The sequence below is a fragment of the Phytopseudomonas daroniae genome (genome assembly GCF_004327275.1).
In the GTDB taxonomy this organism is placed as follows: Bacteria; Pseudomonadota; Gammaproteobacteria; order Pseudomonadales; family Pseudomonadaceae; genus Aquipseudomonas; species Aquipseudomonas daroniae.
On the sequence record NZ_QJUJ01000001.1, the window covers coordinates 61,315 to 84,099 of the forward strand.

21 protein-coding genes and 1 tRNA gene are annotated in these 22,785 nt (G+C 62.0%); 11 read left to right on the forward strand and 11 right to left on the reverse strand.

Features of this window, described 5'->3' with window-relative positions; genetic code table 11:
• Window positions 1–16 precede the first annotated feature (16 nt).
• The 5 genes from secF to queA form a co-directional block, all read right to left on the reverse strand.
• Window positions 17–937: a protein translocase subunit SecF gene (gene secF / locus DNK10_RS00385; protein WP_131180735.1), complete on the reverse strand. Its 921-nt coding sequence runs from the start codon at window positions 935–937 to the stop codon at window positions 17–19.
• A 9-nt stretch (window positions 938–946) separates the two neighbouring features.
• Complete coding sequence (gene secD / locus DNK10_RS00390; protein WP_131190231.1) at window positions 947–2,815, reverse strand: protein translocase subunit SecD; 1,869 nt, start codon at window positions 2,813–2,815, stop codon at window positions 947–949.
• Between the two features lie 72 nt (window positions 2,816–2,887).
• On the reverse strand, window positions 2,888–3,217 hold the full coding sequence (gene yajC, locus DNK10_RS00395; RefSeq protein ID WP_131180737.1) for a preprotein translocase subunit YajC: 330 nt from the start codon (window positions 3,215–3,217) through the stop codon (window positions 2,888–2,890).
• 39 nt (window positions 3,218–3,256) lie between these two features.
• A complete protein-coding gene (tgt, locus tag DNK10_RS00400) occupies window positions 3,257–4,372 on the reverse strand; it encodes a tRNA guanosine(34) transglycosylase Tgt (RefSeq protein WP_208738782.1) in 1,116 nt (371 codons plus the stop codon).
• Window positions 4,373–4,386: 14 nt separating this feature from the next.
• On the reverse strand, window positions 4,387–5,436 hold the full coding sequence (gene queA, locus DNK10_RS00405) for a tRNA preQ1(34) S-adenosylmethionine ribosyltransferase-isomerase QueA (protein ID WP_131190233.1): 1,050 nt from the start codon (window positions 5,434–5,436) through the stop codon (window positions 4,387–4,389).
• Window positions 5,437–5,548: 112 nt separating this feature from the next.
• Here queA and DNK10_RS00410 point away from each other — a divergent pair.
• The 3 genes from DNK10_RS00410 to DNK10_RS00420 all read left to right on the forward strand — a co-directional run bounded on the left by DNK10_RS00410 (window position 5,549) and on the right by DNK10_RS00420 (window position 6,781).
• Window positions 5,549–5,633, forward strand: a tRNA-Leu gene (locus DNK10_RS00410).
• Window positions 5,634–5,979: 346 nt separating this feature from the next.
• On the forward strand, window positions 5,980–6,192 hold the full coding sequence (locus DNK10_RS00415) for a cold-shock protein (RefSeq protein WP_131180740.1): 213 nt from the start codon (window positions 5,980–5,982) through the stop codon (window positions 6,190–6,192).
• A 94-nt stretch (window positions 6,193–6,286) separates the two neighbouring features.
• Complete coding sequence (locus DNK10_RS00420) at window positions 6,287–6,781, forward strand: RDD family protein (protein ID WP_131190234.1); 495 nt, start codon at window positions 6,287–6,289, stop codon at window positions 6,779–6,781.
• A gap of 120 nt (window positions 6,782–6,901) precedes the next feature.
• On the opposite strand, the gene lptG is transcribed toward DNK10_RS00420, so the two are convergent.
• Window positions 6,902–7,963: an LPS export ABC transporter permease LptG gene (lptG, locus tag DNK10_RS00425; RefSeq protein ID WP_131190235.1), complete on the reverse strand. Its 1,062-nt coding sequence runs from the start codon at window positions 7,961–7,963 to the stop codon at window positions 6,902–6,904.
• Entirely contained in the window at window positions 7,956–9,077 is a 1,122-nt protein-coding gene (gene lptF, locus DNK10_RS00430) for an LPS export ABC transporter permease LptF (RefSeq protein ID WP_131180743.1), read from the reverse strand. The genes lptG and lptF overlap by 8 nt, the downstream gene beginning before the upstream one ends.
• A 206-nt stretch (window positions 9,078–9,283) precedes the next feature.
• Between lptF and DNK10_RS00435 the strand changes: the two genes are divergently transcribed.
• The 6 genes from DNK10_RS00435 (at window position 9,284) to DNK10_RS00460 (ending at window position 17,018) form a co-directional block, all read left to right on the forward strand.
• Entirely contained in the window at window positions 9,284–10,783 is a 1,500-nt protein-coding gene (locus DNK10_RS00435; protein ID WP_131180744.1) for a leucyl aminopeptidase, read from the forward strand.
• Window positions 10,784–10,847: 64 nt separating this feature from the next.
• Entirely contained in the window at window positions 10,848–11,267 is a 420-nt protein-coding gene (locus DNK10_RS00440; RefSeq protein ID WP_131180745.1) for a DNA polymerase III subunit chi, read from the forward strand.
• A 9-nt stretch (window positions 11,268–11,276) separates the two neighbouring features.
• Complete coding sequence (locus DNK10_RS00445; protein ID WP_131180884.1) at window positions 11,277–11,687, forward strand: DNA polymerase III subunit chi; 411 nt, start codon at window positions 11,277–11,279, stop codon at window positions 11,685–11,687.
• 140 nt (window positions 11,688–11,827) lie between these two features.
• Entirely contained in the window at window positions 11,828–14,728 is a 2,901-nt protein-coding gene (locus DNK10_RS00450; RefSeq protein WP_131190236.1) for a valine--tRNA ligase, read from the forward strand.
• A 139-nt stretch (window positions 14,729–14,867) separates the two neighbouring features.
• Window positions 14,868–15,164: a winged helix-turn-helix domain-containing protein gene (locus tag DNK10_RS00455; RefSeq protein ID WP_131190237.1), complete on the forward strand. Its 297-nt coding sequence runs from the start codon at window positions 14,868–14,870 to the stop codon at window positions 15,162–15,164.
• A gap of 24 nt (window positions 15,165–15,188) precedes the next feature.
• Window positions 15,189–17,018, forward strand: coding sequence for an SLC13 family permease (locus DNK10_RS00460; RefSeq protein WP_131190238.1), 1,830 nt, complete (start codon window positions 15,189–15,191; stop codon window positions 17,016–17,018).
• 167 nt (window positions 17,019–17,185) lie between these two features.
• Here DNK10_RS00460 and DNK10_RS00465 read toward each other — a convergent pair whose 3' ends face one another.
• Window positions 17,186–17,653 (reverse strand): bacteriohemerythrin, encoded by a 468-nt coding sequence (locus tag DNK10_RS00465; protein ID WP_131180754.1) that lies wholly within the window; start codon window positions 17,651–17,653, stop codon window positions 17,186–17,188.
• A gap of 199 nt (window positions 17,654–17,852) precedes the next feature.
• Between DNK10_RS00465 and rlmF the strand changes: the two genes are divergently transcribed.
• Window positions 17,853–18,830 carry a 23S rRNA (adenine(1618)-N(6))-methyltransferase RlmF gene (gene rlmF / locus DNK10_RS00470; RefSeq protein ID WP_131190239.1) on the forward strand — a complete coding sequence of 326 codons (978 nt, stop codon included), beginning with the start codon at window positions 17,853–17,855 and terminating at the stop codon, window positions 18,828–18,830.
• 5 nt (window positions 18,831–18,835) lie between these two features.
• Here the strand turns inward: rlmF and DNK10_RS00475 are convergent, their stop codons facing one another.
• Both DNK10_RS00475 and DNK10_RS00480 read right to left on the reverse strand, forming a co-directional pair.
• On the reverse strand, window positions 18,836–19,726 hold the full coding sequence (locus DNK10_RS00475) for a universal stress protein (RefSeq protein ID WP_131190240.1): 891 nt from the start codon (window positions 19,724–19,726) through the stop codon (window positions 18,836–18,838).
• 92 nt (window positions 19,727–19,818) lie between these two features.
• The gene (locus DNK10_RS00480) at window positions 19,819–20,448 is read right to left on the reverse strand and encodes a DUF998 domain-containing protein (RefSeq protein WP_131190241.1); all 630 of its coding nucleotides are present in this window, start codon (window positions 20,446–20,448) and stop codon (window positions 19,819–19,821) included.
• Window positions 20,449–20,634: 186 nt separating this feature from the next.
• Here DNK10_RS00480 and DNK10_RS00485 point away from each other — a divergent pair, with 186 nt between their 5' ends.
• On the forward strand, window positions 20,635–22,245 hold the full coding sequence (locus DNK10_RS00485) for an NAD(P)/FAD-dependent oxidoreductase (protein ID WP_131190242.1): 1,611 nt from the start codon (window positions 20,635–20,637) through the stop codon (window positions 22,243–22,245).
• Here DNK10_RS00485 and DNK10_RS00490 read toward each other — a convergent pair.
• Complete coding sequence (locus DNK10_RS00490; RefSeq protein WP_131180759.1) at window positions 22,242–22,748, reverse strand: GNAT family N-acetyltransferase; 507 nt, start codon at window positions 22,746–22,748, stop codon at window positions 22,242–22,244. The genes DNK10_RS00485 and DNK10_RS00490 overlap by 4 nt on opposite strands.
• Between the last annotated feature and the right edge of the window lie 37 nt (window positions 22,749–22,785).

Below are 22,785 nucleotides of genomic sequence, written 5' to 3' on the forward strand. Positions count from 1 at the left end.
AGTTGCGCGTCACACCTCAGGGGCGCTCGTCGACGCCATCGGCATTGACTACCGGAGGGATCAGATCCTCGGAAGTCAGCTTCAGCCAGATCAGCACCGGGGCACTGATATAGACCGAGGAATAAGTACCGACCACCACACCGATCAGCAGCGTCAGGGCGAAGCCACCGAGGCTGTCACCACCGAATACCAGCAGCGCGACCAGCGCCATGGCAGTCGATGTCGACGTCGCGACGGTACGCAGCAGGGTCTGAGTTACCGACACGTCGATGTTCTCGATGATCTCGGCCTTGCGCAGCACCCGGAAGTTCTCGCGGACACGGTCGTAGATGATGATGGTGTCGTTGAGCGAATAGCCGATCATAGCCAGTACGGCAGCCAGCACCGTCAGATCGAACGGCACCTGGAAGAACGCCAGGATGCCAAGGGTAACGATCACGTCGTGAGCCAGCGAGGCCACGGCACCGACACCGAACTTCCACTGGAAGCGGAAAGCCAGGTACAGCAGGATGCCGCCAAGCGCCAGAAGCATGGCCAGGCCGCCCTGATCGCGCAGCTCTTCACCCACCTGCGGGCCGACGAACTCGACGCGCTTGACCTCGAAGGCAGTATCGACGTCGATCTTGCGCAACGCAGCAGCCACCTCGTTACCGAGATCCGCCGAATCACCAGCCAGACGCACCAGCACATCGGTGGTGGAGCCGAAGCTCTGCACGACAGCGTCCTGGTAGCCGGCCTGGCCCAGCTCGCGCTTGATCAGCTCCAGGTCGGCCGGCTGCTCGTAAGTCAGCTCGATCAGCGTACCACCAGTGAAATCCAGGCCGAAGTTGAGGCCATGCTTGAACAGGCTACCGAGGCCGATAAGGCTGATAACCACAGTGATGGCGAACGCAATATTGCGTATCGCCATGAACGGAATGCGCGATGGAAATCTCATAGCCTCACCTCAAATCCACAGTTTCTTGAAGTTACGGCCACCGAAGATCAGGTTGACCATCCCTCGGGTGAACATGATCGCGGTGAACATCGAGGTGATGATCCCGATCGAGAGTGTCACGGCGAAGCCCTTGATCGGCCCGGTACCCAGCCCGAACAGGATCGCCCCCACCAGCAGCGTAGTCAGGTTACTGTCGATGATCGCCGTATAGGCGCGGTCGAAACCTTCGTGGATCGCCCGCTGCACCGACAGGCCGTTGTTCAGTTCCTCGCGTATCCGCGAGTAGATGAGTACGTTGGCGTCCACCGCCATGCCCAGGGTCAGCACGATACCGGCGATACCCGGCAGGGTAAGCGTTGCGCCGATGACCGACATCAGGCCGACCAGCAGCACCAGGTTGAAGGCCAGCGCCACGGTCGCCAACACCCCGAAGAAACGGTAGATGGCAATCATGAACAGCGACACGAAGATCATTGCCCACTCGGTGGACTCGATCCCTTTGGTGATGTTCTCGGCACCCAGGCTCGGGCCGATGGTGCGCTCTTCGGCGAAGTACATCGGCGCCGCCAAACCACCGGCACGCAGCAGCAGGGCCAGCTCGGAAGATTCGCCCTGGCCGTTCAGGCCGGTGATACGGAACTGGCTGCCCAGCGGCGACTGGATGGTCGCCAGACTGATGATCTGCTTCTCTTCCTTGAAAGAGTCGACCTGCACTTCCTGCTCGACGCCGTCGACCATCTGTTTCACGTAACGGGTCTGCGGGCGCTGCTCGATGAAGATCACCGCCATGCTGCGCCCGACATTGCTGCGGGTCGCGCGGTTCATCAGATCACCGCCGTGGCCATCCAGACGGATGTTCACCTGCGGCCGGCCATTCTCGTCGAAACTGGCCTGGGCGTCGGTCACCTGGTCACCGGTGATGATCAGCTCACGCTCGAGCTGAACGGGCGGACGACCTTCCTCGCGGAAGCCGAACTGCTCGGTGGTGCCACGCGGCGCATTGGGGTCGGCCGCCAGGCGGAATTCCAGGTTGGCGGTCTTGCCGAGAATACGCTTGGCTTCGGCGGTGTCCTGCACGCCCGGCAGCTCGACCACGATACGGTTGGCGCCCTGGCGCTGTACCAGCGGCTCAGCGACACCCAGTTCGTTGACCCGGTTACGCACGGTGGTCAGGTTCTGGCGGATCGAGTACTCGCGAATCTCGGCAATCTTGGCTGCCGTCATGGTCACGCGCAGCACTTGTTGGCCGCCGCGCTCCTGGGCATTCAATTCGAAATCGTTGAAATCCTTGCGGATCAGTTGCTGGGCTTTTTCCAGGGTCGCGCTGTCAGCGAAGCCCAACTGGATGGCACCGCCCTGCTGCGGCATACTGCGATAACGCACACGCTCCTTGCGCAGCAAGCTCTTGAGCTCACCTTCATAGACCTGGCGACGCACGTCCAGGGCTTTATCCATATCGACTTCGAGCAGGAAGTGCACACCACCCGACAGGTCGAGGCCGAGCTTCATCGGGCTCGCACCGAGACTGCGCAGCCAGTCGGGGGTAGTCTGCGCCAGGTTCAGGGCGACGACATAGTTGTCGCCGAGTGCCTTGCGCACGATGTCCTTGGCCGGCAGCTGGTCGCTCTGCTTGGTCAGACGCAGCAGGCCGTTACGGCCCTGCTCGCCAACGCTCGATGCCTTGACCTCGATACCCGCATCGTTCAGCGCCTTGCTGACACGGTCGAGATCGGCTTGCGCTATGGTCTGCGCCGAGCTGGCCCCACTGACCTGGATAGCCGGGTCATCGGGGTAGAGATTGGGTGCGGAATAAACCAGGCTGACAGCCAGTACGGCCATGATCAGCAGGTATTTCCACAGAGGGTATTTGTTGAGCATGAATGACGCCGCCCGCTTATGACGCGGGGCGCAATCTGCGCCCCGCGGGATGGAAAAACTGAAACAGAAGACTTAGATGGCTTTCAGCGTGCCCTTGGGCAGGGTTGCCGCAACGGCTGCTTTCTGGATCTTCAGCTCGACGGTGTCGGACACTTCGATCACCACGAAATCGTCGCTGACCTTGGAAACCTTGCCGGCGATACCACCGGAGGTCACGACTTCGTCACCCTTTTGCAGGTTGCCGAGCAGGTTCTTGTGCTCTTTGGCGCGTTTGGCCTGGGGGCGCCAGATCATCAGGTAGAAGATGACCAGGAAGCCGACCAGGAAGATCCACTCGAAACCGGAACCAGCCGGGCCGGCAGCACCAGCATCAGCGTAGGCAGCGGGAATAAAAAAGCTCATTTGACACTCCTGTTGAAAGATCTTTTAGCCATCGAATCATCAATCCAGCGGCGGCGTTGGCAGACCGCGCCGGGTGTAGAAGGCATCGACAAAGGCGGCCAATGTACCTTGTTGAATTGCCTCGCGCAAACCAGCCATAAGGCGCTGGTAATGACGCAAGTTGTGGATTGTATTCAACATGCTGCCGAGCATTTCGCCGCACTTATCCAAATGGTGCAGATAGGCGCGCGAGAAGTGTTTGCAGGTGTAACAGTCGCAGGTCGGATCCAGCGGCGAGTCATCGTGACGGTGAAACGCATTGCGGATCTTCAGCACGCCGGTGTCGATGAACAGGTGGCCGTTGCGCGCATTGCGGGTCGGCATCACGCAGTCGAACATATCCACGCCACGGCGCACGCCTTCGACCAGGTCTTCCGGCTTGCCGACGCCCATCAGGTAACGCGGCTTGTCGCTCGGCATTTGCCCCGGCAGATAATCCAGCACCTTGATCATCTCTTCCTTCGGCTCGCCGACCGACAGGCCACCGATGGCCAGGCCGTCGAAATCCAGTTCGCTCAGACCTTCCAGCGAGCGCATGCGCAAGGATTCGTGCATACCACCCTGGACGATACCGAACAGCGCCGCCGTGCTATCACCGTGGGCGACCTTGGAGCGCTTGGCCCAGCGCAGCGACAGTTCCATGGAGGTCTTGGCCACGTCGAACTCGGCGGGATACGGCGTGCATTCGTCGAAGATCATCACGATGTCCGAACCCAGATCGCGCTGCACCTGCATCGATTCTTCCGGCCCCATGAACACCTTGGAACCATCGACCGGCGAGGCGAAGGTCACGCCCTCCTCCTTGATCTTGCGCATCGCACCCAGACTGAACACCTGAAAGCCGCCAGAGTCGGTGAGGATCGGCCCCTGCCACTGCATGAAGTCATGCAGGTCGCCATGGCGCTTGATGACTTCGGTACCAGGGCGCAGCCACAGATGAAAGGTGTTGCCGAGAATGATCTGTGCGCCGATGGCTTCGATATCGCGCGGCAACATGCCTTTTACCGTGCCGTAGGTGCCCACTGGCATGAAGGCCGGCGTCTCGACCACGCCACGGGGGAAAGTCAGGCGCCCACGGCGGGCCTTGCCATCGGCGGCCAGCAATTCGAAGGACATGCGGCAGCTGCGTGTCATAGGTGTTCCTCGGGCCCGCGCGGTGCGGGATTGCGGGTGATGAACATGGCATCACCGTAACTGAAGAAGCGATATCCCTCGGCCACCGCCTGAGCGTAGGCAGCCATGGTTTCCGCATAGCCGGCGAAGGCCGACACCAGCATCAGCAGGGTCGACTCGGGCAAATGGAAGTTGGTCACCAGGGCATCGACCACATGCAGCGGCCGGCCGGGATAAATGAAGATATCGGTGTCGCCACTGAACGGACGCAACTCACCGCCCTGCGCCGCACTTTCCAGCGCGCGCACGCTGGTGGTACCAACCGCGACCACTCGCCCGCCGCGCGCCCGGCAGGCAGCCACGGCGTCGACTACGGCGGCGTCCACCTGCAGCCACTCGCTGTGCATCACGTGGTCTTCGATACGCTCGACGCGCACAGGCTGGAAGGTGCCAGCACCGACGTGCAAGGTGACGAAGGCCGACTCGACGCCTTTCTCGGCGATGGCGGCCAGGAGCTCGCGATCGAAATGCAAACCGGCCGTGGGCGCGGCTACCGCACCGGCGTGCTGGGCATACACGGTCTGGTAGCGCTCGCGATCCGAGGCTTCATCGGCTCGGTCTATATAAGGAGGCAACGGCATGTGCCCAACGCGCTCGAGCAGCGGCAGCACCGCCTCATCGAAACGCAGCTCGAACAGTGCATCGTGGCGCGCCACCATCTGTGCCTGGGCACCACCATCGATAAGGATCATCGAACCCGGCTTGGGCGATTTGCTGGCACGCACATGAGCCAGCACCCGGTGCTGGTCGAGCACACGCTCGACCAGCACCTCGAGCTTGCCGCCCGAGGCCTTCTGACCAAACAGCCGCGCCGGAATAACCCGGGTGTTGTTGAACACCATCAGATCGCCCGGACGCAGGTACTCGAGCAGATCGGCAAATTGCCGATGAGCGAGCGCACCACTGATGCCATCGAGAATCAACAGGCGGCTGGCACGGCGTTCGGCAAGGGGGTGGCGGGCGATCTGCTCATCAGGCAAATCGAAATGAAAGTCGGCAACGCGCATGGTGGAAAGGTGTCGTCTTGCAGGGCGGAGCAGCTTACCGGAATTCCCTCACGGTGACCACGCAAGTGCATTGACCAATGGCATCTTGCTCCCTATACTGCGCCGCCATTGTGCCCCGGTGGCGGAACCGGTAGACGCGGCGGATTCAAAATCCGTTTTCGAAAGAAGTGGGAGTTCGAGTCTCCCCCGGGGCACCATATATCCTTCAACTGTTACCTACTTGTGACAGTTCGCACCAAAGCTGTGCTGCACGACTCCTGTTCGCGCAATCAATTAGCCATTATAAAAAACCAACTTGGAAGCCGCTTGAAAGCCTCACGAATCCTACGTGGGATTATGCGTGCCCAAGGGGTTGGCATTTGCTCCAGAGTTAGCGTAGAGTTCATTCACTGTGTTTGCATGGGTCGCCGAGAATCGTGACCTGATGCAGTAGATCGCCCTAGATCCGCTACATCCCGTTCGACTTCCATCACTCCTTGCAACCAGTCTTCAGTCCTCTATATATGGAGGCTGTCATCAACTCTAGTTCCAAGGAAAAGAGACATGTCGAATCGTCAGAACGGTACCGTCAAGTGGTTTAACGACGAGAAAGGTTTTGGTTTTATCACTCCAGAAAGCGGTCCGGATCTGTTCGTACACTTCCGCGCCATCGAAGGTAACGGCTTCAAGAGCCTGAAAGAAGGCCAGAAAGTTAGCTTCGTTGCTGTACAAGGTCAAAAAGGCCTGCAGGCTGACCAGGTTCAAGTCCAGGAATAAGCCGCTGCTTGAAAAACCCCTGATGCATATCAGGGGTTTTTTTATGCCTGCAAATTAGTATCGTCGATCATCCGGCCCTCACCACGAGCCCTTCATGCCGAAACATGCGCTGCGCCCGCAAGGCACCTTCCCCACAGCCGGCCTGGGCCGTCGCTTGGCTGCCGTGCTGTATGACAGCTTCCTGTGTGTCGCCCTGCTGATCGTCGTCACCTTTCTCTACAAGCTGATTCAGATGGGGATCTACGGCGAAGCCCAACTGCGCCAATGGTCGGAAGCTGGAGCCCTGGATGGCGACCCACTGCTTTCTACCCTATTGCTGCTCAGCCTGTTCGGCTTCTTCGCCAAGTTCTGGACACACAACGGCCAGACACTCGGCATGCAGGTCTGGGGCATACGCGTACAGAATGCGGACGGCACAGCGATCAGTGTCTGGCAGGCATTGCTGCGCTTTCTGGTCGCGATCCTTTCGTGGCTAACCCTGGGGCTGGGCTACCTGTGGATAGTGTTCGACAAACAGAAACGCAGCTGGCACGACCTCTATTCAGACAGCCTTGTCGTACGACTTCCGAAGAACGCATATCGCAAGTAGCCCGCACATTGCCAAGCGGCAACGCGGCTTGCGCTGAAACGTCAACAGCCCCAGCCTGAAGGGAATGATCAGAGAGTGGCGCAGCGTCCTCTCCCGCCAGGCGAGAGAAGACGCGATCGATCAGCCTGCTCGGCGCAATAGCCAGAAGCCCGCTATCGCACAGATACCCGCCGGGATCAGCACCGCGAACAACGGCGAGAAACCGAACACCAGGCTCGAAGGGCCGAGCAGATCCTGGGCGATACGGAACACGAAGCCCACCAGCACACCGGTGAACACGCGCTGCCCTAGGGTGACCGAGCGCAGCGGCCCGAAGATGAAGGAAATGGCCATCAGCACCAGCGCCGCAGTGACCAGCGGCTGCAACACCTTCGTCCAGAACGCCAGCCAGTACTGACCGTTGTTCAATCCCTGCTCTTTCAGATAATGGATGTAGCGCCACAGACCACTGACCGACAGCGCCTCGGGCTCCAGCACCACGGTACCGAGCAATTGCGGATTGAGCTCGATATCCCAGCGCTCACTCGGCACCGTGACCACCTCGGTGTTGCGCTCATGGAATCTGGTGGTAACCACATCTTCCAGTTGCCAATAGGTGCCCTCGTAAGTGGCGCGACGGGCGAAGCTGGACGACTCCATACGGCGTTGATCATCGAAGCGATAACGCGTCACTCCAAACAGCACTCCACCGGGCTGCACAGCGTTGATGTGCACGAATTCATGCCCCTGACGGTGCCACATGCCACGCTTGGCGGTCTGCGCCTCGCCACCGCCCTGCGCCATGGCACGGCCCGCCTGGGCCTGGTTCTCACTCCAGGGTGCAAGGTATTCACCGATCAGAATGCCGACGAGCATCAGCACCAGCATCGGCTTCATCACGCCCCAGACGATGCGCCCGATGGACACACCGGCAGCACGCATGATGGTCAGCTCGCTATTGCTGGCCAAGGTACCCAGGCCGATCAAACAACCCACCAGCGCCGCCATGGGCAGCATGTCGTAGATGCGCCGTGGCGCGGTGAGGAACACGTACCACAGGGCATCGCCCAGGCCGTAGCTGCCTTCTATATCACCCAGCTCGTCGATGAAGGCGAACAGCAGGGCCAACCCGACGATGATGCCGAGAACAGCCAGGATGGCGAACAGCACCTGAGTGCCAATGTAACGATCCAGCTTAACCACGAGCGATCTCCCGCACCATACGACGGCTTGCCAGCTTCAGACGTAGCGGCTCCCAATACAGCAGCGCCAGACCGATCAGCAGGAACAGCAGGTGCACGCCCCACAAGCCCACTGCCGGCGGGATACGGCCCTTGTCCAGCGCGCTGCGCGCCGCGACCAACAGCCCCAGGTAGGTCATGTACAACAGAATCGCCGGCAACAGCTTGAGGAAACGTCCCTGACGCGGATTGACTCGTGAAAGCGGTACCGCCATCAAGGTGACAATGAACACCAGTAGCGGAATGGACAGACGCCATTGCAGCTCCGACTGCAGGCGCGGCTCATCACTGCCGAACAATTGCGACGTCGGAATGGCTTCTCGCTCACTGATGTCAGCGGCCACCGATGGCTTGGGCAGCAGCACGCCATAGGTGTCGTACTGCACTACGCGGTAATCCGCCTGGCCGGGGCTGCCGTCATAGCGATAGCCGTTTTCCAGAATCAGATAGCGACTGCCGTCGGCCTGTACTTCCTGGCGGCCGCTCTCGGCCACCAGTACGGTAATGCCGCGCTCCTTGTCGCCCGCACGGGACAAGCGCTTGTCGGAGATGAAGATGCCACCCAGCTCGGTGCGATCCTCCGACAACTCCTGCGTGTAAGTGACCCGGGAACCGTTACGCATGGACTGGAAGCGGCCGGGCACCAGGGTGTCGAACTCGGTCAGCGCATCCTGCTCGTTGAAAATTTTCGCGACCTGAGAAACGCCCTGAGGCGCCAGGCCCATGCTCAACCAGGCGACCAGCAGCGCCACCACGGTCGCCGGAGCCAGGCTGTAAAGGAACAGTCGCTGCTGACTCATGCCGGTCGCAGACAGCACAGTCATCTCACTGTCCAGGTACAGACGCCCATAGGCCAGCAGGAAACCCAGAAACAGCCCCAGCGGCAGGATCAGTTGCAGGAAGCCGGGCAGACGAAAGCCCATGATCAGAAACAGCACGCCCGGATCGAGTACCCCTTGGGCCGCCTGGGCCAGGTACTTGATGAAGCGGCCGCTCATGATGATCACCAGCAGCACGGCACTGACCGCACTCAAGGTAACCAGAACCTCTCGGGACAAATATCGGAAGACGATCAAACAGACACTCCAGGGTTGTCAGGCTCAGGCGGCTGTGCTCAAACTAACCGCACTGCATGGCGGTACGCCTACTTGGAGCCTGTTCAAAGTCTCGCGAGCTAGAGCCATGCTGCGCAGCAGACTTTAAATAGGTTCTTAGCGAACCAGCCGAAAAAATTGTCGTTATTATCCTGCATTCGCGACTCGTTGTCTTGGGGACACCACGCATGGAATTTATTGTCAAAAGCGCTCGCCCGGAAACACTGAAAACCGCCACCCTGGTCATTCCCGTCGGCGAAGGTGGAATCCTCGGCACCACTGCCAAAGCGGTGGACGTTGCCAGCGGCGGGGCCATCAGTGCTCTGCTCAAGCGTGGCGACCTGGCCGGCAAGCCCGGCCAGACCCTGCTGGCCCACAGCCTGCCCAATCTCAAGGCCGAGCGTGTGCTGTTGGTCGGCACCGGCAAAGACGCCGAACTCTCTGACCGCCAACTGCGCAAATTGATCGCAGCGGTTTATGGCGTGCTGAAGAACCTCGGCGGCAGTGATGCCCTGCTCGCCCTGCAGGATGTCCAGGTGAAGAACCGCGACGCCTACGGCAAGGCCCGCCTGCTGGTGGAAAGCCTGGCCGATGCCGGCTACCAGTTCGACCGCTTCAAGAGCCAGAAGGCCACGCCTGGTGCCCTGAAGAAAATCATCCTGAGCACCGACAAGGCCAGCGTCGCCGACGTCGAACGCGCCACCACGCAGGCTCGCGCCATCAGTATCGGTATGGCGCTGACCAAGGATCTGGGCAACCTGCCGCCAAACATCTGCCACCCCAGCTACCTGGCCGAGCAGGCCAAGGAACTGGCCAAGGCGCACAAGAACCTCAAGGTCGAGATCCTCGACGAGAAGAAGCTGCAAGCGCTTGGCGCCGGCGCCTTCCTTGCCGTGGCCCAGGGCAGCGATCAGCCGCCACGGATGATCGTGCTCAATTATCAGGGCGCGAAGAAGACCGACAAGCCTTTTGTACTCGTCGGTAAGGGCATCACCTTCGATACCGGCGGCATCAGCATCAAACCGGCCGCCAGCATGGATGAGATGAAGTACGACATGTGCGGCGCTGCCAGCGTGTTCGGCACCCTGCGCGCCGTGCTGGAAATGCAGTTGCCGATCAACCTGGTGTGCCTGTTCGCCTGTGCCGAGAACATGCCCAGCGGCGGCGCGACCCGCCCTGGCGACATCGTCACCACCATGAGCGGGCAGACCGTGGAAATCCTCAACACCGACGCCGAAGGCCGCCTGGTGCTGTGCGACACCCTGACCTACGCCGAGCGCTTCAAGCCGCAGGCGGTGATCGATATCGCTACCCTCACCGGTGCCTGCATCGTCGCTCTGGGCAGCAATGTGTCCGGACTGATGGGCAACGATGACGACCTGGTCGGCGAGATTCTCGCCGCTGGCCGCCATGCCGACGACCGCGCCTGGCAACTGCCTCTGTACGACGAATACCAGGAGCAGCTTGATAGCCCATTCGCCGACATCGCCAACATCGGCGGCCCCAAGGCCGGCACCATCACCGCGGGCTGCTTCCTGTCGCGCTTCGCCAAGAGCTATCGCTGGGCCCACCTGGACATCGCCGGCACGGCCTGGATCAGCGGCGGCAAGGACAAGGGCGCCACTGGCCGTCCGGTGCCCCTGCTGACCCAGTACCTGCTCGACCGTGTGCCGCAGGAGCAGCGCTGATATCAGCCCGAGGCAGCGCGCCGCCTAGTGGCGCGCTGCCAGATGGCTGTCTGCGGATACCTTCATGCCCCGAATAGAATTCTACGTACTGTCGTCGAGCACCACGGCCGAGCGCCTGCGCGCAGCCTGTCAGCTCGCCGGCAAAGCCTGGCGTCATGGTCTGCCGGTGTTTCTGCGCGGCAGCGACGCAGCGCAATGCAGTGAACTCGACGAGTTGCTGTGGCGGGCTCGCCAGGAAAGCTTCATCCCCCATGACCTGCATCAGGATGACCCGCAATCGCCAATCGTGATCGGCCTGGACGAAGTGCCCGAGGCGACCCAGGGCGTGCTGATCAACCTTGGTAGCACACTCAGCCCGCATATCGAGCACTTCAGCCGGGTGATCGAGATCGTCAACCAGGAACCCGACCTGCTGACCGCCTGCCGGGAGAATTTCCGCAGCTACCGTCAACGGGGCTATGATCCCAAACGTGTCGAACTGTAAATGCTCCCCATGGACAACCTGAACCCACCGCAAAAACCCGGCGCCCTGCTGAACGATCTCGAGTCGATCCGCGAGCTGCTGGATGACGATCTCGATCCGCCGCTGCTGACCGAGAAACTCGATCCGAACGACATCCCGCTGCTCTCGGACGTGGTACCTGCTCCTGACCCCGTATTCAGCCCGCAGCCATCCCCCACGAGCAACCCCGGCACCGGCATGGCATCCGAAGACGAGTTGCGCCAGACGGTGCAGCGCGCCATTGGCCGGGATAACGAGATCAACCGCCTCGACAGCGAACTGCGCGCCGCCGCTCAGTTACTGCTGCAAGATGTGATCGACGATTTCGCACCGCAGATCGAAGCCGAACTCAAGCGCCGCCTGCAGGCGCGCCTGAACCGCTTGCTGCCACCGCGCCGCTGATACAACCAAGCCGCCCCGGCCTGGAGAACCATACCCTCCTCTACCCGACCGGTAGCTTCCAGAGAGCGGAGGAAAACTGCACGGCGGTTCGTTATACTGCTCGGCTTTTCCGATCAGACGCCAGAAGGGTCCCGCCGCGCATGGACAAGACCTACCAGCCCCACGCCATCGAAACCGCGCTGTACGAGAACTGGGAGGCGAAGGGCTACTTCGCGCCCCAGGGTTCCGGTGAGCCTTACACCATCATGATCCCGCCGCCGAACGTGACCGGCAGCCTGCACATGGGCCATGGCTTCAACAACGCGATCATGGATGCCCTGATCCGTTTCCGCCGCATGCAGGGTCGCAACACCCTGTGGCAGCCGGGCACCGATCACGCCGGCATCGCGACGCAGATGGTGGTGGAACGCCAACTGGGCGCTCAGGGTATCGATCGTCATGACCTCGGCCGGGAGAAATTCCTCGACAAGGTCTGGGACTGGAAAGCCGAGTCCGGTGGCAACATCACCCGACAGATCCGCCGCCTGGGCTCCTCGGTGGACTGGTCGCGCGAGCGCTTCACCATGGACGACGGCCTGTCCGAAGCGGTCAAGGAAGCCTTCGTGCGCCTGCATGAGGACGGCCTGATCTACCGCGGCAAACGGCTGGTCAACTGGGACACCAAGTTCCACACCGCCATCTCCGACCTGGAAGTGGAAAGCCACGACGAGAAAGGCCACCTGTGGAACCTGCGCTATCCATTGGCCGACGGCCAAAAGACCGCCGAAGGAGCCGATTACCTGATCGTCGCCACCACGCGCCCGGAAACCATGCTGGGTGACGCCGCCGTCGCCGTGAACCCGGAAGACGAACGCTACAAGGCTCTGATCGGCCACTACGTCGAACTGCCGCTGGTTGGTCGCCGCATCCCGATCATCGCCGACGACTACTGCGACCCGGAATTCGGCACCGGCTGCGTGAAGATCACCCCGGCCCACGACTTCAACGACTACGAAGTCGGCAAACGCCACAACCTGCCACTGATCAACATCTTCGACCAGGACGCCGCCGTGCTGCCCGGTGCGCAGATCTTCAATATCGACGGCAGCGTCAACGCCCTGCTCGATGCCAGCCTGCCCGCCGAATACGCCGGCCTGGATCGCTTCGAAGCACGCAAGCAGATCGTCGCCGCCTTCGATGCCCTCGGCCTGCTGGAAAAGATCGACGACCACGCATTGAAAGTGCCGAAGGGCGACCGTTCCGGCACCATCATCGAGCCGTGGCTGACCGATCAGTGGTACGTATCCACCAAGCCGCTGGCGGAAAAAGCCATCGCGGTGGTCGAAAGCGGCGAAATCCAGTTCGTGCCCAAGCAGTACGAGAACATGTACTTCAGCTGGATGCGCGATATCCAGGACTGGTGCATCAGCCGTCAGCTGTGGTGGGGCCACCGCATTCCGGCCTGGTACGACCAGGCGGGCAACGTCTTTGTGGGCCGTGACGAAGCGGAAGTACGCGCCAAGCACAACCTGGGCGACATCCCGCTGCGCCAGGACGACGACGTACTGGATACCTGGTTCAGCTCTGGCCTGTGGACCTTCTCCACCCTCGGCTGGCCCGAGCAGACCGAGGCACTGAAGACCTTCCACCCCACCGACGTGCTGGTTACCGGTTTCGACATCATCTTCTTCTGGGTTGCCCGGATGATCATGCTGTCCACCCACCTGACCGGGCAGATCCCGTTCAAGACCGTCTACGTGCACGGTCTGGTGCGCGACGGCCAGGGCCAGAAGATGTCCAAGTCCAAGGGCAACGTGCTCGACCCGCTGGATATCGTCGATGGCATCGACCTCGAGACCCTGCTGGCCAAACGCACCAGCGGCATGATGCAGCCCAAGCTCGCCGAGAAGATCGCCAAGCAGACCAAGGCCGAATTCCCGGAAGGCATCGCCAGCTACGGCACCGACGCCCTGCGTTTCACCTTCTGTTCGCTGGCCACCACCGGCCGTGACGTGAAGTTCGACATGGGCCGCGTCGAGGGCTACCGCAACTTCTGCAACAAGCTGTGGAACGCCGCCAACTTCGTCATCGAGAACACCGATGGCCAGGACACCGGCATCAATGGCGAGGCTGCAGCCGGCGCTCCGGTCGATCTGTCACCGGTCGATCGCTGGATCATCTCCGCGCTGCAGCGTTGCGAGCAGGACGTCACCCGTCATCTCGACGCCTTCCGCTTCGACCTGGCCACCCAGGCCCTCTACGAATTCGTCTGGGACGAGTACTGCGCCTGGTACCTGGAGCTGGTCAAGCCGGTACTGTGGGACGCTGTACAGGGAGGTACGAGTGCCGCTGAAGGCAGGACGCCGGAAGCGGCCGAGAACGCACATAAACTGGCACGCCAGCGCGGCACCCGCCGCACCCTGGTGCGCGTGCTGGAAGTGATCCTGCGCCTGGCTCACCCGTTCATGCCGTTCATAACCGAAGAGATCTGGCAGCGCATCAAGAGCCAGGCCGGCGTCAGCGGCGAAACATTGATGCTGCAGCCGTGGCCGGTGGCCAATGAAAGCCGCATCGACGCGGCTGCCGAAGGCGACATCGAGTGGGTCAAGCAGTTGATGCTCGGCGTACGCCAGATCCGTGGCGAGATGAAGATCTCCATGGCCAAGCGCATCGACGTCATCCTCGCCAACGCCAATGCCGAAGACCTGCGCCGCCTGAACGACAACGCCCCGCTGCTCAACAAACTGGCCAAGTTCGAATCGGTGAAGGTACTGGCATCTGGTGAAGAAGCACCGATGTCCGCCACCGCCCTGGTCGGCGACATGCAGGTACTGGTGCCGATGGCCGGGCTGATCGACAAGGAAGCCGAACTGGCGCGCCTGGACAAGGAAATCCAGCGCCTGGAAGGTGAAGCCAAACGAGTCGGCGGCAAGCTGGCCAACGAGGGTTTCGTTGCCAAGGCTCCAGCTGAAGTACTGGAGAAGGAACGCGTCAAGCTGGCCGAGGCCGAACAGGCGTTGGCCAATCTGGTCGAGCAGCGCGGCAAGATCGCCAGCCTCTGATCGCTGCACTCGATAAACGGCCTGTCGTGGTGAACGCCCGACAGGCCGTTTTCGTTTGCGCCGAGGCTCTCCTGGCAGTTGGTGTCACCGTCGCTCAGGCAGTATCCTCGGGCCTCCTCACTCGAGCGGGCTTTTTCAAATGGATGTGAGCAAGACCAAGACCAGCTTCTACCGCCGCCTCTACGTCGCCTGGCTGATCGACAGCGGCAGCGCCGACAGCGTGCCGGCGTTGATGACCGCCACCGGCATGCCCCGACGCACTGCCCAGGACACCCTGACAGCGCTGGAAGAACTGGATATCCGCTGCGAATTCCAGCAGCAGGAAGGCGAACGCAACAACGCCGGCCATTATGTGATCCGCGACTGGGGCGCCATCGACAAACGCTGGATCGCCGCCAACCTGCAGCAGATCAAGAGCGTGCTCGGCTATCCCTGAAACACGGCCCGGCAAGGAGCCAGAATGACCCTCGACCTGCTTATGGTGCTCGGCCTGCTGTTTGCGGCGGTAGTGCTGTTCGTCCTCGACAAACCGCGCATGGACGTGGTCGCGCTGATGATCATCGTCGCCCTGCCGTTGATGGGCGTACTCAGCATCCAGGAAACCCTGGCCGGTTTCAGCGACCCCAGCGTGATCCTTATCGCCGCGTTATTCGTGATCGGTGAGGGCCTGGTGCGCACCGGCATCGCCTACCGCCTGGGTGACTGGCTGGTGGCCAAGGCCGGCAGCAGCGAAACACGTCTGCTGATCCTGCTGATGGTGGCGGTGGCCGGTCTCGGCTCGGTGATGAGTTCGACCGGCGTGGTGGCGATCTTCATCCCCGTGGTGCTCGGTGTGGCGGCGCGCCTGAAGATTGCACCGGGCCGACTGATGATGCCGCTGGCGTTCGCCGGCCTGATCAGCGGCATGCTGACCCTGGTGGCCACGCCGCCGAACATGGTGGTGCATAGCGAACTGCTGCGCGCTGGTCTGCCGGGCTTCGACTTCTTCAGCTTCACCCCCATCGGCCTGACCGTGCTGGTGCTTGGCGTACTCTACATGCTCGCCACACGTCGCTGGTTGCAGCGTGACGTCGATGGCGATGGGTCTGCGCCGCCGCGGCTGACCCTGACCGATCTGGCGCGCACCTATCGCCTGAGCGAACGCGAACGTCGCCTGCGGGTGCGGGCCGACTCGCCCCTGGCCAATCAGGCACTGGACGAACTGCAGCTGCGCTCGCAGTACGGTATCAACGTGATTGCCGTGGAGCGCCAGCGACAGTTTCGCACCCTGCTGCTGATGGCCACCGGCAACACCCAGTTGCAAGCCGGCGATGTGCTGCTGGTCGACCTGGCCAGCCCGGCCATCGCCCTGCTCGGCGCCTATCAGGAGCTGGGCCTGGAGGCACTGCCACTGCGCAACTCCTACTACAGCGTGCATTCCCACGAACTGGGGTTGGCTGAGGTGGCGTTGCCGCCGGAATCCCAGTTGCCGGGCAAGACCGTCCAGGAACTGGGCCTGCGCAGCCGCTACAAACTCAACCTGGTCGGCCTGCGCCGCCATGGCCAGGCGCTGGAAGGCCTGCTGGTGGACGAAAAACTGACCCACGCCGACACCTTGCTGGTGGCCGGTAGCTGGAAGCAGATCCATCACCTGCAAAGCCTCAATCGTGACTTTCTGGTGCTCAGCCTGCCCGCTGAAGTCGATGAAGTGGCACCCGCCGCACGCAAGGCGCCCTATGCCTTGTTGAGCCTGGTGGTGATGGTTGGTCTGATGATCAGCGGCCTGGTGCCCAACGTCATGGCTGCGTTGATCGGCTGCCTGCTGATGGGCGCCTTCCGCTGCATCGACATGGCCAGCGCCTACCGATCGATCCACTGGCCGAGCCTGATCCTCATCGTCGGCATGCTGCCCTTCGCCCTGGCCCTGCAGAAAACCGGCGGGATCGACCTGGCGGTCAACGGCCTGGTCGGAGCACTCGGCGAGGCAGGGCCACGGGTGATCCTGGCCAGCCTGTTCGCCGTCACCGCGCTGATCGGCCTGTTCATCTCCAATACCGCGACGGCGGTGCTGATGGCTCCCGTGGCCATCGCCACCGCTCAGGCGCTGGGCGCATCACCCGTGCCTTTCGCGATGACCGTCGCCCTGGCGGCCTCGGCTGCGTTCATGACGCCGATTTCATCGCCGGTGAATACCCTGGTGCTGGGGCCGGGCCAATACCGTTTCGGTGACTTCGTGCGTATCGGTGTACCGTTCACCATTCTGGTGATGATCGTCAGCGTGGTGATGGTGCCCTGGATCTTCCCGCTTTAGCTCACGGCAAGGACAGCGGCGGGATAAAGTCGAAAGAAGCCATAAGCTGCAAGCTTCAAGCAACAAGTTAAAAGCAGCTCGGAGCGCTCTATTGCTCTTGCTTCTGTCTTGCAGCTTGAAGCTTGCGGCTTGCAGCTCAATGACCGCTATTCCCTTGAAACCGCCCGCTACGCCGCGCGGAAGAAACGCCGTTTGGCTCGGCTCAGCCAACCCTCTTCGGTCTTGTCGGCGGCCAGGCGGCGCAGGTTTTCGGTGACGGCCGCCACGTAGTTCTGGTCGTCGTTGCGAATATGGCCGAACAGCCAGCGCCCGAGCAGGCTGCGCAGTTCGTCGGAGACGTCTTCGCCCTGTTTGAATCGCGTGCGGTAGTCGTCGACCCGCCTGATGAAAATCTCGTGCACCCGCTTGTGGGCCTTGGTGAAGACATAACCGGCTTCCTCGAGCATCGCCTCCTCGAAGGCGAAGTGCGAGGTGGTGTAATCGACCAGCTCCTCGATCACCAGCGCCACACCCTCGCGCGCGCCATTCTGCTGAGCGACATACAGCTCATTGATCATGTCGACGATGCGCCGGTGCTGGCCGTCGATCACCGCGATTCCGGTGTTCAGATCATCACTCCAACTGAGATAGGCCATGTCCGGCCTCCCTGTCATTCCCCTAGATGGAGCCAGTCTAGGGCTGGTCAGGCGGCAGACCGTTGACCTGGGTCAGTGCGCATCCGAACGCCAGCAGGTGGGCGGCAGCTGTTTTCCGATGCATCTCCGAAAAGCCGGCAAGCACAGCGCTATGAGCTGTGGGAAAATGCGCGGCCGCCCCTCTGTGTGATCCGTCAGCATGCCCGCCAAACGTCCGCCGAAACCGCCCGCCTCGTCGCCTGACAAGGGTCAGTTGCATCCTCGCAATCGTCATCAGGGGCGCTACGATTTTCCGGTGTTGATCAAGACCAGCCCGGAACTGGCGGCGTTCGTCATCATCAATCCATACGGCAAGGAGAGCATCGACTTCGCCAACCCGGCGGCGGTCAAGGTGTTCAACCGCGCCCTGCTCAAGCAGTTCTACGGCATCGCGCACTGGGACATTCCGGCGGATTACCTGTGCCCGCCTATCCCCGGGCGCGCCGACTATCTGCATTACCTGGCCGATCTGCTGGCTACCGACAACGCCGGTGAGATTCCCAGAGGTGCGGCGGTACGGGCGCTGGATATCGGCGTGGGCGCCAACTGCATCTACCCGCTGCTTGGCAACCGCGAATACGGCTGGCGTTTCGTGGGGGCGGATATCGCGCCTCAGGCCATCGCGTCGGCGAAGACCATCGTGCAGTCGAATCCTGGCCTGAACGAACAGATCGAACTGCGCCTGCAGCAGGATGCCGGGCATATTTTCAATGGCTTGCTACAACCTGAAGAACGCTTCGAGCTGACCCTGTGCAACCCGCCCTTCCACGCCTCGGCAGACGAAGCCGCCAGTGGCAGCAAACGCAAATGGCGTAACCTTGGCAAGCTCGACCCCAAGCGCAAACTGCCGGTGCTGAATTTCGGCGGCCAGGCGGCAGAACTGTGGTGCCCCGGTGGCGAGGCGGCGTTCGTCGCGCGGTTGATTCGCGAAAGCGCCGAGCACGGCGAGCAGGTGCTGTGGTTCAGCACGCTGATCTCCAAATCCGGCAACCTGCCTGGCGTGTACGCCACGCTGAAGAAAGTCGGCGCCGTGGAGACACGTACCGTGGAAATGAGTCAGGGCCAGAAGCAGAGCCGCTTCGTGGCCTGGACATTTCTCGATGCCGATCAGCGCCAGCGCTGGCTGCACGGGCGCTGAAGAGACTATCTGGCGGCCCGCGGCTCTCGCACGATCAAGGTATCGCATGGTACCCACTGCAGCAATTCGCTGGCCGCGCTGCCAAGCAGCACATTCATCAGCCCGCTGCGACCATGGGTGCCCATCACCACCAGATCCACACCATGTTCACGCACGTAGCGGCTCAATGAAACGCCCAGCGAGCCCTGCTCGATGATGATGCGGGTTCGCTTGCGCAAGTCTTCCGGCAGATCGCTGGCGGCGAGAAAGGCAGCATAGTCACCCTCCTCGATGTGCCGGCGTGTTTCACCGTCGATCACTCGCTCCAGGCGGTCGGACATGGGCGCCTCGGTGACGTGATAGAGCACCAGTTCGCGATCCGGAAAATAGCGGGCGGCAGCATGCAGCGCATGCCGTGACGAGTCGGAAAAGTCGGTGGCGATGAGGATACGCTCATAGCGTCCACGCGGCCGCTGACGCACCACCAGCAAAGGCTGCGGCAGTTGCCGGGTCAGCGACTCGACCGTGGAACCGAGCAGCAGGCGGCCCCATAGTTCGTTGCTGGCAACGCCGGTCACCACCAGCGCGCTACCGGTTTCCCGCGCGGCCTTGACGATGGCCTGTACGGGCTCGCCGCGCTCGATACGCAGCCGCACACGTACGTCGAGACCGGACAGATCATCCTGCAGTTGCTGCTCGGCGAAGCGTGACAGGTCGGTATCGTCCTGCGCACCGACCCAGCCGAGCACCAGATCCGGCGCCTGGGCCGTTTCCAGCACGTTGACGCCCACCAGCATGGCCTGCCATTCACTGGCCAATTGCGCAGCGCGATCCAGGGCACGGTCGCAACGCACGCTCAGATCCGTAGCCAGCAGTATGCTGACGGGTGTTCCACCAGCCCAGGGTTGCTCGCTCATTTTGCCCCCTTGATATCCCTATTAAACGTGAGCCTAAGACCCTAACAATTCCCCTCGACGTGCGACACCGGCAAATCGTAAGCAAACGCGAGTCAGGCTCGGGAACGGCGCAGCAACATCGACGCCAGCGTGGCCAACCATAGCAGCGACACCCCATAGTTGAGGCGCTGATAGAGACCAAAACCATGACCGCTCTCCAGGGCGCCGGCCATCAATGGCAGGGCGCCAACCGCCACCAGGGTGCATAACAGAGAGAACCAGGAGAACGTCCACGAACCGAGCAGACGTCGGCCCAGATAGGCCCATAGCGCGCTGGCGATCAGCAAACTGAATGCCATGAGCAACCCCGCCAGGTTGTGCAGATTCTGGCTGGTCGACGGGCTATCTGAAGCGCAACCAGGGTCGCAGGTAAAGTAGCCGGTGCCGTAACTACCCAGGCCATGGAGGATGATCAGCACACCACTGAGCCGCGCCCAGAGGTTGTCGAAGCTCAGCAGCACGGTAACGCCGAACAGCATGAACAACGCGCCCAGCGGGTAGTTATTGATCAACGGCGAGATGTACCGGGTCGGGGCCCCTTCGGCACCGAGCAGGCTCATGGCGTGATCGAAATGGCTGTAACCAGGATAAAGCGCGCCGACGAGGGTCACGCCAAGCGCCAACCACAGCGGCGTGACAAGACCAGCCAGATAACCGAGGGTGAGCGTCTTGCTCGATTGCATGCGAATGTCCTTTTACGCCAGTGAGATACCTGACATTGACGCGCCTGATCCTGGGCTGGGCACACCGGCCCTGTCACGCCTGTCGACTGCGACGCGAGAACTGCAGCCTGATGGTTCTTTTTCGTCCATAATCGCCGCCCTCGAAAAGCTGCCGGGTGACCTCCGGCCCTGAAAGGTAGACTCCACATGCTGCGCATCACCGAACTGAAACTGCCCCTCGACCATGCGGACGACGCACTCCGCCCTGCTCTGCTCGAGCGCCTGGGTATCGAAGACAGCGAACTGCTCGAGTTCAACGTGTTCAAGCGCAGCTACGATGCACGCAAGAAGTTCGGGGACATGCCGTTCATCTACACCCTCGACTTCAGTGTGCGCGACGAAGCGGCGCTGCTGGCACGCCTGAGCAACGACCGTAATCTTGGCATCGCGCCAGACCTGCGCTACAAGCCGCTGAACATTCCCGCAGAACAGCAACCGGAACAGCGTCCGCTGGTGATCGGCTTCGGCCCTTGTGGCATCTTCGCCGCGTTGCTGCTGGCGCAGATGGGCCTCAAGCCGATCGTGCTCGAGCGTGGCAAGGAAGTGCGCCAACGCACCAAGGACACCTGGGGCCTGTGGCGCAAGAAGGTGCTCGACCCCGAGTCCAACGTGCAGTTCGGCGAGGGCGGCGCGGGCACCTTTTCCGACGGCAAACTGTACAGCCAGATCAAGGATCCCAACCATTACGGCCGCAAGGTGCTGGAAGAATTCGTCAAAGCTGGCGCGCCAGAGGAAATCCTCTACGTCAGCAAACCGCACATTGGCACTTTCCGCCTGACGGGCGTGGTCGCCACCATGCGTGAGGAGATCAAGGCCCTGGGCGGTGAAGTACGCTTCCAGCAGCGCGTCAGCGACGTACTGATCGAGGACGGCCAACTGCTCGGCGTAGAACTGGAGAACGGCGAGCAGATCCACAGCCGCCACGTCATCCTGGCTCTCGGTCACAGCTCCCGCGACACCTTCCGTGCGCTGCACAAGCGCGGCGTATTCATGGAAGCCAAACCCTTCTCGGTGGGCTTCCGTATCGAACACCCTCAATCGCTGATCGATCGTGCCCGTCTCGGCAAATACGCCGGCCATCCGAAGCTTGGCGCCGCCGACTACAAACTGGTGCACCACGCCAAGAACGGCCGCTCGGTGTACAGCTTCTGCATGTGCCCGGGCGGCACCGTGGTCGCCGCCACCAGCGAGCCGCATCGAGTGGTGACCAACGGCATGAGCCAGTACTCGCGCAACGAGCGCAATGCCAATGCCGGCATCGTCGTCGGCATTACCCCGGAGCAGGACTATCCCGGTGGCCCGCTGGCTGGTGTCGAGCTACAGGAACGCCTGGAGTCCCACGCCTATGTACTCGGTGGCAGCAGCTACGAAGCGCCGGGCCAACTGGTGGGCGACTTCATCGCCGGCAAGCCGAGCACGGCACTGGGCAGTGTCGAGCCGTCCTACAAACCGGGAATCAAACTGGGGGATCTGGCACCGGCCCTGCCGGACTTCGCCATCGAGGCGATCCGTGAGGCACTGCCGGCATTCGGCAAGCAGATCAAGAGCTTCGACCTGCACGATGCGGTACTGACCGGCATCGAAACCCGCACGTCCTCGCCGTTGCGGATCACCCGCGGTGAAGACCTGCAGAGCCTCAACGTGCGTGGCCTGTTCCCCGCCGGCGAAGGCGCTGGTTACGCCGGTGGCATCCTCTCCGCCGGTGTCGATGGCATCCGCGTCGCCGAAGGCCTGGCGCGGGCGCTATTGGCCGACTAAGCCGACTGCCAACGACATAGAGTGGTGCGCCGTGACCCATTGGGCCGGCGCTCGCCGTCATCAACGGTGCTGATCTCGACGAACCCGGCCTTGCGCATCATGCCGGCCGAGGCCGCGTTCTCTTCGTGACGATCGATATAAATGTCCATGATGCCTTCGCTGCGGATATCCGCCACCACCTGGCGCAGTAGCGCGGAACCCAGCCCCCGTCCCGCCATGTCGCGGTGGGTCACGGCCTCGCAGATATAGGCATGTTCGTCATCGCATCTGCTCAGGGGCTGGTGCTCGTGAAACCAGGTGGTGCGCACATGGCTGACGAACCCCAGCAATCCAGCCTCTCCCTCAGCCAGCAAAGCGCGTGTACTGCCATCGGCGATGCCCTGCAGATGGGCAGTCACCTCTGCGCGCGGCAGATGATTCCAGGGGTTGGGGCCGTGCTCGAAGATCAGCGCACAGAGCGCTTCGATGTCCGCGGCGGTCGCCGCACGTTGTTGCCACTGCATCTGCCGGGCCTCGCTCAGGAAGGTTGCGGATGCAGTC

What these genes read in the sequence shown, in the direction of transcription:
- DNK10_RS00455 (WP_131190237.1), top strand. Translation starts at nt 14,868, where the DNA reads ATGGATGTGAGCAAGACCAAGACCAGCTTCTACCGCCGCCTCTACGTC.
- DNK10_RS00460 (WP_131190238.1), top strand. Translation starts at nt 15,189, where the DNA reads ATGACCCTCGACCTGCTTATGGTGCTCGGCCTGCTGTTTGCGGCGGTA.
- DNK10_RS00445 (WP_131180884.1), top strand. Translation starts at nt 11,277, where the DNA reads ATGGACAACCTGAACCCACCGCAAAAACCCGGCGCCCTGCTGAACGAT.
- DNK10_RS00450 (WP_131190236.1), top strand. Translation starts at nt 11,828, where the DNA reads ATGGACAAGACCTACCAGCCCCACGCCATCGAAACCGCGCTGTACGAG.
- DNK10_RS00490 (WP_131180759.1), bottom strand. Translation starts at nt 22,748, where the DNA reads ATGCAGTGGCAACAACGTGCGGCGACCGCCGCGGACATCGAAGCGCTC.
- DNK10_RS00465 (WP_131180754.1), bottom strand. Translation starts at nt 17,653, where the DNA reads ATGGCCTATCTCAGTTGGAGTGATGATCTGAACACCGGAATCGCGGTG.
- DNK10_RS00435 (WP_131180744.1), top strand. Translation starts at nt 9,284, where the DNA reads ATGGAATTTATTGTCAAAAGCGCTCGCCCGGAAACACTGAAAACCGCC.
- queA (WP_131190233.1), bottom strand. Translation starts at nt 5,436, where the DNA reads ATGCGCGTTGCCGACTTTCATTTCGATTTGCCTGATGAGCAGATCGCC.
- secF (WP_131180735.1), bottom strand. Translation starts at nt 937, where the DNA reads ATGAGATTTCCATCGCGCATTCCGTTCATGGCGATACGCAATATTGCG.
- yajC (WP_131180737.1), bottom strand. Translation starts at nt 3,217, where the DNA reads ATGAGCTTTTTTATTCCCGCTGCCTACGCTGATGCTGGTGCTGCCGGC.
- DNK10_RS00485 (WP_131190242.1), top strand. Translation starts at nt 20,635, where the DNA reads ATGCTGCGCATCACCGAACTGAAACTGCCCCTCGACCATGCGGACGAC.
- DNK10_RS00415 (WP_131180740.1), top strand. Translation starts at nt 5,980, where the DNA reads ATGTCGAATCGTCAGAACGGTACCGTCAAGTGGTTTAACGACGAGAAA.
- secD (WP_131190231.1), bottom strand. Translation starts at nt 2,815, where the DNA reads ATGCTCAACAAATACCCTCTGTGGAAATACCTGCTGATCATGGCCGTA.
- tgt (WP_208738782.1), bottom strand. Translation starts at nt 4,372, where the DNA reads ATGTCCTTCGAATTGCTGGCCGCCGATGGCAAGGCCCGCCGTGGGCGC.
- DNK10_RS00480 (WP_131190241.1), bottom strand. Translation starts at nt 20,448, where the DNA reads ATGCAATCGAGCAAGACGCTCACCCTCGGTTATCTGGCTGGTCTTGTC.
- rlmF (WP_131190239.1), top strand. Translation starts at nt 17,853, where the DNA reads ATGCCCGCCAAACGTCCGCCGAAACCGCCCGCCTCGTCGCCTGACAAG.
- DNK10_RS00440 (WP_131180745.1), top strand. Translation starts at nt 10,848, where the DNA reads ATGCCCCGAATAGAATTCTACGTACTGTCGTCGAGCACCACGGCCGAG.
- DNK10_RS00475 (WP_131190240.1), bottom strand. Translation starts at nt 19,726, where the DNA reads ATGAGCGAGCAACCCTGGGCTGGTGGAACACCCGTCAGCATACTGCTG.
- DNK10_RS00420 (WP_131190234.1), top strand. Translation starts at nt 6,287, where the DNA reads ATGCCGAAACATGCGCTGCGCCCGCAAGGCACCTTCCCCACAGCCGGC.